Genomic DNA, 9,781 nt, shown 5'->3' on the forward strand with positions numbered 1-9,781 from the left:
CCCGGCCCTAGGCTTCGGGCCCATGAGCTCCGCTGCCGCCGACCCGTCCGCTCTCGAGGGCTTCTGGGCCGTCATCCCCGCCGGCGGCGCCGGCACGCGGCTCTGGCCGCTCTCGCGCCGGACGTCGCCGAAGTTCCTGCGCGACCTCACCGGGAGCGGGCGCTCGCTGCTGCAGGAGACCCACGAGCGGCTCGCGCCGCTGGCCGAGGACCGGTTCCTCGTCGTCACCGGGCGCCCGCACCGCTCGGCCGTCGCCGAGCAGCTGGCCGTTCTCGACGACGACGCAATCGTCGCCGAGCCGTCGGCGCGCGACTCCATGGCCGCGATCGGCCTGGCCGCCGCGGTGCTGGAGCGGCGTGACCCCGACGCGGTGATGGGGTCGTTCGCCGCCGACCACGTGATCGCCGACCCGGAGGCTTTCCGCGAGTGCGTGCGGACGGCGGTCCGGGTGGCCCGGGAGGGGTGGCTGGTGACGCTGGGGATCGAGCCGACGTTCGCGTCGTCCGCGTTCGGCTACGTGCACCTGGGGGAGGAGCTGCCCGGTCACCCGGGGGTGGCGTCGGTGCGGGAGTTCGTCGAGAAGCCGTCGACGGAGGTGGCGGCGGCGTACCTCACGACTGGGCGCTACCGCTGGAACGCCGGGATGTTCGTCGTACGGCCGACGGTGCTGCTCGACCTGCTCGCCACCTGGCACCCGGAGTTCGCCGCTGCGCTGCGGACGATCGCCGCGGAGCCAGGGCGCCTCGACGAGCTGTGGCCGGACCTGCCGAAGATCGCGCTCGACCACGCCGTCGCCGAGCCCGCCGCCGACGCCGGCCGGGTCGTCACCGTGCCGTCGACCTTCGGCTGGGACGACATCGGCGACTTCGACTCGCTCGCGACGCTGCTCGACGCACTCCGCGAGGAGTCCGACTCGGTGACCGTGCTCGGCGACGAGGCCTTGGTCCGTGCAGTGGACTCGACCGGCCTGGTCGTCCCGCGGTCCAAGCGCGTCGTCGCCGTGGTCGGACTCGAGGACGTCGTGGTCGTCGACACCCCGGACGCGCTGCTCGTCACCACCCGCGCTCGCGCCCAGGACGTCAAGGCGGTCGTCACCGGCCTCACCGCCGACGGCCGGACCGACCTCACCTGAGCGCCGTTGTCGCCGGGAAGCCACGGGTCGGCCTCCGCGGGCGCATACTGCTAGCAATGTCTTCCTCGCACCGGGCGCGGCCACGCCATCTCGCCAGCAGTCCCTTCAAGCCCGACCCGGAGCAGGTGATCGAGGAGTACGTCGTCGACGACCGCGTCTCCCACGACGCCCACGGCCTCGGTCGGGTCATCGCGGTCGACTCGCTCGCCGTCACCGTCGACTTCGGCGACCGCAACCTCCGCGTCCCCTCGCCGTTCTCGAAGATGTCCAAGCTCTGACCCTGGGCTCGTCGCCTGCTGGTCCCTGGGTCGTGTGGCTCCTGGGGCCGAGGGGGTTCGTGTGACCGCACGCGTACCACCAATTGGTGGTACGCGTGACCTTCTGGGCCGATGCATTGCCCCAGAAGGGGGTGCGTACCACCTATAGGTGGTACGCGCGCGCTTGGGACGCCTGTGACTGGTGGGGCTGCTGAGGTCGGCAGCATCCCAAGTGAACTTGGGATGCTGGAGGTTCCCTGCCATCGCGATGGCCGAGAAGCGTGCACATCCCAAGTGAACCTGGGATCCCGCCACCGACCCGTGCCCGAGATCGCAGACGGGCCGGCACCTCCGAGGAGGGGCCGGCCCGACGGCGTACGACGTGTGGCGCGGGGGAGCGCCGGGGTCACATGGCGTTCGGCTCGGGGGAGTCCATGTAGGGGTACTCGATCATGAAGTCCTCGAGCGCCTCGCCGGAGGGCTCGGCGCAGTACTGCCAGACGCCGACCTGCGTGGAGGTGTCGGAGACGTCGTTGCCGGCGCCGCCGATGGACCAGTGGGTGTAGGCGATGTGCTGGCCGTCGGGGAAGGCCTCGCCGTCCTCCTCGGTCCACGGGACGGCCTTGAACTTCAGGCGGAGGTTCGAGGTGCCCTTGAACTTCGTGGCGATGCCGCGGATGTCGTCCATCATCTCGTCGTCCGCGGCGGCGGTCTCGTCGTACCAGAGCACCGTGTAGCCGTGCTCGAGGTTGTGCACGAGCGCCTCGACCTCGGGCCGGTCCTCGGCGGTGTAGAGCTTGCGCTCCATCGGGTCGGGGGCGACGTTCGCCTCGTTCCAGTGGGCGCCGAAGGCCGGCGGCGAGTCCTCGTAGTCGACGGTCTGGCCGGTCGGGACGTGCTCAGAACTGCCGTTGGCCGCCTTCGTCGTGATGTCCTGGCACGCCGAGGCCGGCGCGCCGATCGAGGAGATGTCGATGTCGTTGAACTTGCGCAGGTCCCACCAGTCCTTGATCGGCTGGTACGCAGCCGCGCCGATGAGGAGCAGGGCCACCAGCGAGCAGACACCGACGATCGCGAAGCCCCGGCGCTTGTCGGCGCCCTTCTGCTTCTTGCGGATCGAGTCGATGACCGCCTGGCGGTCGTTCTTGGCGGGCTTGGCCACGGTTCGGATTTCCTCGCGGTGGGTACGACGGTCGGGGATGCGCGGCAGAGTCTAGGTCGTGGCCGGGCGCAGCCGTGCCACGACGGCCGATCCCGCGGCGGAAGCCGGGCTCTCCACCCGCCACCCGTGCGCGAACGCGAGCGCCGCGACCGCGTCGGACCGGTCGCTGCGGACGTCGACCGCGTCGACCACGCCGTCCTCGAGCACCACCTCGGTCCCCGGGACGAGCCGCAGCACGGCGGCGAGGTCCTCGACAGGTACGGCGGTGCCGAACGGCGCTTGATCGGCCGGCTGCCCGAGCACGGCGCGTACGACGGCCTCGCGGGCGCCGTACCCGAACAGGTCGGCGCCCTCGGCCCGCACGAGCGCCCGCGCGCCGGGCCCGTCCTCGCCGGCCGGGAGCACCAGGTCGGCGCGCCCGCGGAGGATCGCGAAGGGGCGCGCGCCGAGCTTCCCGGAGGCGAGCTCTGCGACGCCGGCGATCTCGTCGGCGACGGCGGGGGCGGTCACGACGAGCGGGTTGCCGTGCGCGTCGAATCGTCCGGCGAAGGTCTCGGCCACGAGCAGGCCCGCGGCGCCGACCGCGATGTCGGTCTGCCCCTCCCGCCAGGCGCGGCCCGCGGTGTCGGTGACGACGACGCCGACGTTGCGGCCGGTGCGGTCGAGCACGTCGGTTCGCAGCCGCCGCGCGGAGGCATCGGGGTCGACCGGCAGCAGCACGACCGAGCCCGCCTCCACGTTGCTGGCGTCGATGCCGGCCGCGGCCATGGTCAGCCCGTGGCGGGTCCGCACGATGGTGGTCGGCCCGCGGCGGGCGACCACCCGGACGGTCTCGCCGGCGAGCGCCTCCTCGCGCGTCGTACCGCTCACCACCCGGCCCTCGGCCTTGCTCACCACCTTGCTCGTCACGACGAGCACGTCGCCGTCGGCCAGCTCGACCAGCGGCAGCACCAGTGCCGCGAGGTCGTCGCCGGCGCGGACCTCACCGACCCCGTCCGGCGCCCAGACCCTGATCTCCGAGGGGCTCACGTGACGAGCCCGATCGCCGCCGCGGCCATGGCGGCGGTGGCGTCGTGGTCGGTCATCATCAGCGGTACGGCGCGGCACGCGACGCCGCCGTCGACGACGCGCGCGACCTCGTCGGCGTCCCCCTCGTCGACCAGCCAGCCGTCGAGGACGCCGCCGTCCGACCGGGCGCCGTAGTGGAGCCCGACCGCCGCGGCGCTCACCTCGACGCCGATCGAGGTCAGCATCTGCTCGGCCATCCCGTGCACGTGGCTGGCGCCGACGATGGGGGAGACCCCGACCACGGGCGCCTTCGTCACGCGCAGCACGTCGCGGACGTCCGGGACGCCGAGGATCGTGCCGACCGAGACGACCGGGTTGGACGGCGGCAGCAGCACCAGGTCGGCGCCGGTGATCGCGTCGAGCACGCCGGGGCCGGGCGTCGTCTGGTCCAGACCGACGAAGACGACGGCCTCGGCGGGGACGGCGGCGCGCAGGCGCACCCAGTACTCCTGGAAGTGCACCACCCGCCGGCCGCTCGGGCTCTCCTCGTCGGCGACCGCGACGTGGGTCTCCACCCGGTCGTCGGTCATCGGCAGCAGGCGGACGCGGTCGCCCCACCGCGGCTCGAGCCAGCGCCGGCACAGCGCGGTCGTCACCTGGGAGAGCGGGTAACCAGCCTCGAGCATCTGCGTGCGCACGAGGTGCGTGGCCACGTCGCGGTCGCCGAGGCCGAACCACGCGGGCTCGACGCCGTACTCCGCCAGCTCGGTCTTGACGCTCCACGTCTCGTCGCGGCGGCCCCAGCGGCGGACCGGGTCGATGCCGTCGCCGAGGGTGTACATCACCGTGTCGAGGTCGGGGCAGACCTTCAGCCCGTGCACCCACAGGTCGTCGGCGGTGTTGGCGACGACGGTCACGACCGCGTCGGCGGAGACCCCCGGGAGGGCGCCCGTCTCGATGCCGTGCAGCAGGCCCTGGAGGAACCGGGCCCCGCCGGTGCCGCCGGCCAGGACGGTGATGTCCCTAATCATGTCGCCATCATCCCCGGCGGCCCGGGCCGGTGCCCACGAGGGGTCCGGAGCACCCATATCAGATGCGGGCTTGACCAAGTGGGTACGACAGGCATGTAATTCCCACAGTGTCGTACGTCGGACACGTACAGCATCACCGGGTCGAAAGGGCGAGTGCCGTGAGAGAACTTTTTCTCCTCGACGGGGACGCCGAGGAAGCGGGTTGGCAGGAGCGCGCGCTGTGCGCTCAGACCGACCCCGAGGCGTTCTTCCCCGAGAAGGGTGGATCGACGAGGGAGGCCAAGAAGGTCTGCCTCACCTGCGAGGTGCGGACCGAGTGTCTGGAGTCCGCACTGATGAACGACGAGCGCTTCGGCATCTGGGGCGGTCTCTCCGAGAGGGAGCGCCGCAAGCTGAAGAAGCGCGCAGTCTGAGCACAGCAGTGCTGAGCAGAGCAGCATGAGAAGGGAACCCCGGTCGCCAGCGGCCGGGGTCCTTCTCATTTCGCTCGGTACTGCGCTGGGTTCTCTCGGTTCGGACCGGCCCCGGGGAGCCCCGTAGGGTCTTCCGACGTGTCCGCCCCCGGTCGTGTCGTCGCGCTGCTGGTCAGCCACGACGGCGCGCGCTGGCTGCCGGCGGTGCTCGAGGGGCTGCGCAGCCAGACCCGTCCGGTCGACGCGGTCGTGGCGATCGACACCGGCAGCAAGGACGGCAGCGCCGACCTGGTCGAGTCCGCGCTCGGCGACCTGCTGGTGGGCGGCGTCGAGCGGGTCAGCGGCGCGACGTCGTACCCCGACGCCGTCGCGCTCGGCCTCGAGCGCGCCGCCACGACCGGCACCGACGCCGACTGGATCTGGCTCCTCCACGACGACAGCAACCCCGACCCCCGCGCGCTCGAGGAGCTGCTCGCGGCCGCCGCCGAGCAGCCCGACGTCGCCGTGCTCGGCCCGAAGCTGCGCGAGTGGCCCTCGCTGCGCCGGCTGCTCGAGCTCGGCGTCACGATCTCGGGCACCGGCCGTCGCGAGACCGGGCTGGAGCGCGGGGAGTACGACCAGGGCCAGCACGACGCCGTCCGCACCGTCCTCGCGGTCAACACCGCCGGGATGCTCGTGCGCGGGCACGTGCTCGAGGAGCTGGGCGGGTTCGACCGGCAGCTGCCGATCTTCGGCAACGACGTCGACTTCGGCTGGCGCGCCGCGACCGCCGGCCACCGCGCGATCGTGGTGCCGCAGGCGGTCGTCTTCCACGCCGAGGCGGCCCACCGCGGCGTACGCCGCACGCCGCTGACCGGCCGGCACACCCACTACCAGGAGCGCCGCGCCGCGCTCTACACGCTGCTCGCGAACTCCCGCGCCCGCTCGCTGCCCTTCCAGCTGGTGCGGTTGGCGCTCGGGACGGTGCTGCGCGTCATCGGCTTCCTGCTCGTCCGGTCGGTCGGGCAGGCGCTCGACGAGCTCGCCGCGCTGGTCTCGGTCTACTCCAGCCCGCGCGAGGTCCACGCCGCCCGCCGCGAACGGCAGGAGCGGCAGGTCCGCGAGCCCGCCGACGTGCGCCGCCTGCTCGCGCCGCCGTGGTTGCCCTACCGCCACGGCCTGGACTTCGTCAGCGACCTCGCCGCGGCGGCCACGAACCAGGCCGCCGACGTCGCCGAGCGCCGCCGCGCCGCCAAGGCCGAGCACGACCCCTCCTCGATGGCCGCGCGCCGGCGCGTGCTCGACGAGGACGAGGAGTACGCCGACACCGGTGCCGTCGCGCGCTTCCTCACCAACCCCGTGGCGGTCGCGCTGGCGCTGCTCGTCGTCGCGCTGCTGGTCGCCGGTCGCGAGGCGTACGGCGCGGTCTCCGGCGGCGGCCTCTCCCCGGTGCCCGCGTCGGTCGCGGACTGGTGGCGGCTGCACGTCGAGCACTGGCACCCGCTCGGCCAGGGCACGGGCGTCCCCGCGCCGCCGTACCTCCTCCCGCTCGCCCTGCTCGGCAGCGTCCTCGGCACGACGACCGCGGTCAGCGCGGTGCTCGTGCTCTCCGCACCCGTCGCGTTGTGGGGTGCGTGGCGGCTGCTGCGCGTGGTCGGGCGGTTCGTCTCGCCGCAGGGCGCGCCGCGCTGGTTGCTGCTGTGGGGCTCGGCGACCTGGTCGCTGGTCGCCCTCACCAGCGGCGCGTGGGGCGACGGCCGGCTCGGCCCGGTGGTCGCCGTCGCGGTGCTGCCGTGGCTCGCCCACGCCGCCCTGGGCTTCGCCGACCCCGAGCCCGACCGTCGCTGGCGCGCCGCCTGGCGCACCGGCGTCCTGCTCGCGCTGACCACCGCGTTCGCGCCCGTGGCCTGGCCGTTCGCCGTCGTGCTCGGCCTGGTCGTGCTTGCCGCGTCGTACGCCGTCGTCCGCACCGCCCTGCGCGACCGCTCGGTCTGGGCGCCGCCGCTGGTGGCGCTGGCCGTGCCGCTCCTGCTGGTGGCGCCCTGGTGGCTGCCGAGCCTGCTCGAGCGCGCAGGCGAGGGCCTGCTGCTGGAGCCGGGCCGGCTGCCGGTGCCGACCGTCTCGCCGCTCGACCTGGTCGCCGGGCGGCTGGGTGACCTCGGGGCGCCGGTGTGGCTCGGGGTGGTCGTCGCCGTGCTGGCGGTCGCGGCGCTGGTCCCGCGCGCCACCCGGGTCCCGGTGCTCGTGTGCTGGATCGTCGCGCTCGTGGCCGCGGTCGTGGCTGCGCTGCTGGGTGGCCTGACGCTGTCCCTCGCCTCGGTCGAGACCGCACCCGCGCTGGCGTTCCTCGTCGTCGCGCTGCAGGGCGCGTTCGTCGTCGCCGCGGTGCTCGGCGGCCAGGGCGCGCCGCGACGGGTCGCTGCGGCGGTCACGGCCGTGGCAGCCGTGGTGCCGCTGGGCGGGCTGGCGTGGGCCCTCGCGGGGGCCGACGCCTCGCTGGACGAGGACCCGCGGTCCGGCATCCCGGCGTACATGGTCCAGGCCGCCACCCGCGGCGACGACCACGGCATCCTCGTCGTCCGTGGGTCCGTCGAGGAGGGCCTGACCTGGGTCGTCCGTCGCGGTGACGGCGTCACGCTCGGCGAGGACGAGGTGCTCGCGCTCGCGCCCGAGGACCAGGTGCTCACCCGAGACGTGCAGCAGCTCGCCTCGCGGCCGACGCCGGCGCTGGTGACCGAGCTCGGCGAGCGGGGGATCGAGTACGTCGTGCTGCCGGCGCCCGCCGACGGCGCGGTCGCCGCGATGCTCGACGCGACCGGCGGGCTCGTGCAGGCGAGCGCCGCCGATCCCGCGACGCGGGCCTGGCAGGTCGACCGGCCGATCTCCGACGACGCGCTCGACGGGCCCCGGTCCTGGCTGCGGGTCGTCCTCCTCGTCGTGCAGGGCGCGGGGCTCCTCTGGGTGCTCGTGCTGTGCGCGCCGACCACCCAGCGCGCCCTCGAGCGGAGGCGCGGATGAGCGCCCCCTCGCGCCGGGCCACCCGCGCCCGCACGTCGCGCGTCCTCGACGTGACCGTGGTGCTGGCGGTCCTGGTGCCGCTGCTCACCGGCGGCGCGGTGCTCCTCACGCGCACCGAGACGCCCCCGCTGCCCGACCGGTCGCCGGTCGAGGCCGCCCTCGGCGCCGCGTCCGTCGTGTGCCCCGCCCTGGCGTCGCCCGTGCTCGTGACCACGGCCTCGGGGGAGTCCGGCACCGTCGTGGCCGGAGCCGGCGACGACGAGTCGGAGGTCGAGGTCGCACCCGACCGCCTGGGCGAGGCCTCCGGTCTCGGCGAGCGTCCGGTCGTCGTCCGCGCCGAGGACGCGCTCGCGCCGGGCCTGGTCGCCGGGCGGCACGCCGACGGGCCGCTGCGCGTCGCCGAGTGCGCCGCACCGGCGCCCGAGCAGTGGTTCACCGGTGTGGGCGCCGGCGCCGGCCACTCCTCGGTGCTCGAGCTGGTCAACCCCGACAACGGCGCCGCCGTCGCCGACGTGGTCGTCACCGGCCGGGCCGGGCTCGTCGAGGCGCCGGAGCTGCGCGGGGTGGCCGTGCCGGGGCGCAGCAGCGTGCGGCTCGACCTCGCCGAGCTGCTCCCGCGCCGCGACGAGCTGTCGCTGCACGTGACCACCCAGCGCGGCCGGGTCTTCTCCGCGGTGCTCGACCGGGTCGACGAGCTCGGCGCCGGCGACGCGGCCGAGGACCACCTCCCGCCGCAGGCCGAGCCCGCGACCTCGCTCACCCTCCTCGGCCTCCCCGTGGGCCCTGGCGAACGGACGCTCGTGGTCGCGAACGACGGCGACTCCGAGGTCCGCGCGACCCTGCGGGTGCTCGACGAGCGCTCCGTGTTCGCGCCCGAGGGTCTCGAGGACGTCCGCGTCCCGCCGCAGTCGGTCGCCCGGGTGCAGCTGGGCGCCACCCTCGGGCCGCTCGTCGCCGACGGCGCACTCGGGCTCGTCGTCGACGCCACCGGGCCGGTCACCGCGACGGTGCGGTCGTTCGTCGACGGCGACCTCGCCCACGCCGTCCCGACGACCGGCGTCAGGACGGCCACGGTCGCCGCCCTCCCGCCCGGCCGCAAGCGCCTCGTGCTCGCCGGAGCCACCTCGACCGGGGTCGTCGAGGTCGTCGCCCGCGACGCGTCCGGCGCCGAGCTGGCCGCCAAGCGGGTCGAGGTGTCGCCGAACCGCGGGTTCGCGGTCGGCCTGCCCGCCCGGGCGGTCCACCTCACGGTCACCCCGCAGCGCACACCCGTGGTCGCGTCGGTCATCGCCGCGACCGGCGGCGCCGGCGTCGTACGGCTCCACGAGCTGGTGCGGTCCTCGCTCGTCCCCGACGTCCGCCCCGGCCTCCCCTGATCCCACCTCCGACGAGCTCGCGGCGGGTCTCGATACCCGTCGGCGAGCCTCAGTCGTCGTCCGCGTCGTACCGCGGGTCGATGACGGAGGGGTCGACGTTGAGCAGGTCGGCGACCTGCTCGACGACGACGGTGAGGACGAGGGAGTCGAGCTCGGAGCGGGTCTCGGCGCGGTGCTCGATGGGGCGCCGGAAGACCACGACGCGGGAGGGCTCGCCGCCGGTGCCGCGGACGGCCGAGCCGAGGGGGACGTCGGGGGAGTCCCAGTCGTCGGGGACGTGGGGGGTGTCCTCGACGGCGTACTCGACGGTCCCGAGGCGGTCGGCCCAGCGGCCGTCGACCTCCTCGACGACGGCGAGGACCAGGTCGTCGAACCGCTCGCGCCGGGTGCGGGTCTCCGGCCGGC

General features: G+C 74.7%; 9 protein-coding genes. 5 read left to right on the forward strand and 4 right to left on the reverse strand.

Annotation, left to right across the window (positions count from 1 at the left end; genetic code table 11):
- Window positions 1–22 precede the first annotated feature (22 nt).
- Together G6553_RS11355 and G6553_RS11360 are read left to right on the forward strand one after the other, a co-directional pair.
- On the forward strand, window positions 23–1,132 hold the full coding sequence (locus G6553_RS11355) for a mannose-1-phosphate guanylyltransferase (RefSeq protein WP_166192464.1): 1,110 nt from the start codon (window positions 23–25) through the stop codon (window positions 1,130–1,132).
- A 56-nt stretch (window positions 1,133–1,188) separates the two neighbouring features.
- Window positions 1,189–1,410, forward strand: a complete 222-nt coding sequence (locus tag G6553_RS11360) for a hypothetical protein (protein WP_166192467.1) — start codon at window positions 1,189–1,191, stop codon at window positions 1,408–1,410.
- A 385-nt stretch (window positions 1,411–1,795) separates the two neighbouring features.
- Here G6553_RS11360 and G6553_RS11365 read toward each other — a convergent pair whose 3' ends face one another.
- Genes G6553_RS11365 through cofD form a run of 3 tightly spaced genes read right to left on the reverse strand, consistent with a single transcriptional unit; the run spans window position 1,796 to window position 4,590 of the window.
- A complete protein-coding gene (locus G6553_RS11365; protein ID WP_166192470.1) occupies window positions 1,796–2,551 on the reverse strand; it encodes a DUF3105 domain-containing protein in 756 nt (251 codons plus the stop codon).
- Between the two features lie 51 nt (window positions 2,552–2,602).
- Entirely contained in the window at window positions 2,603–3,580 is a 978-nt protein-coding gene (cofE, locus tag G6553_RS11370) for a coenzyme F420-0:L-glutamate ligase (RefSeq protein ID WP_166192473.1), read from the reverse strand.
- Window positions 3,577–4,590, reverse strand: a complete 1,014-nt coding sequence (gene cofD / locus G6553_RS11375; protein ID WP_166192476.1) for a 2-phospho-L-lactate transferase — start codon at window positions 4,588–4,590, stop codon at window positions 3,577–3,579. The genes cofE and cofD overlap by 4 nt, the downstream gene beginning before the upstream one ends.
- 158 nt (window positions 4,591–4,748) lie before the next feature.
- Between cofD and G6553_RS11380 the strand changes: the two genes are divergently transcribed.
- The 3 genes from G6553_RS11380 (at window position 4,749) to G6553_RS11390 (ending at window position 9,376) form a co-directional block, all read left to right on the forward strand.
- Window positions 4,749–5,003, forward strand: a complete 255-nt coding sequence (locus G6553_RS11380) for a WhiB family transcriptional regulator (protein WP_166192530.1) — start codon at window positions 4,749–4,751, stop codon at window positions 5,001–5,003.
- A gap of 138 nt (window positions 5,004–5,141) precedes the next feature.
- Window positions 5,142–8,000, forward strand: a complete 2,859-nt coding sequence (locus tag G6553_RS11385; RefSeq protein WP_166192480.1) for a glycosyltransferase family 2 protein — start codon at window positions 5,142–5,144, stop codon at window positions 7,998–8,000.
- Window positions 7,997–9,376 carry a DUF5719 family protein gene (locus tag G6553_RS11390; RefSeq protein ID WP_166192485.1) on the forward strand — a complete coding sequence of 460 codons (1,380 nt, stop codon included), beginning with the start codon at window positions 7,997–7,999 and terminating at the stop codon, window positions 9,374–9,376. Before G6553_RS11385 ends, G6553_RS11390 begins: the two co-directional genes overlap by 4 nt.
- 49 nt (window positions 9,377–9,425) lie before the next feature.
- Here the strand turns inward: G6553_RS11390 and G6553_RS11395 are convergent.
- A partial coding sequence (locus tag G6553_RS11395) for a metallopeptidase family protein (protein WP_166192487.1) occupies window positions 9,426–9,781 on the reverse strand: 356 nt, incomplete at its 5' end.

The organism is Nocardioides sp. IC4_145 (assembly GCF_011250565.1).
Lineage (GTDB): Bacteria > Actinomycetota > Actinomycetes > Propionibacteriales > Nocardioidaceae > Nocardioides.

What these genes read in the sequence shown, in the direction of transcription:
- G6553_RS11355 (WP_166192464.1), top strand. Translation starts at nt 23, where the DNA reads ATGAGCTCCGCTGCCGCCGACCCGTCCGCTCTCGAGGGCTTCTGGGCC.
- G6553_RS11390 (WP_166192485.1), top strand. Translation starts at nt 7,997, where the DNA reads ATGAGCGCCCCCTCGCGCCGGGCCACCCGCGCCCGCACGTCGCGCGTC.
- G6553_RS11360 (WP_166192467.1), top strand. Translation starts at nt 1,189, where the DNA reads ATGTCTTCCTCGCACCGGGCGCGGCCACGCCATCTCGCCAGCAGTCCC.
- cofD (WP_166192476.1), bottom strand. Translation starts at nt 4,590, where the DNA reads ATGATTAGGGACATCACCGTCCTGGCCGGCGGCACCGGCGGGGCCCGG.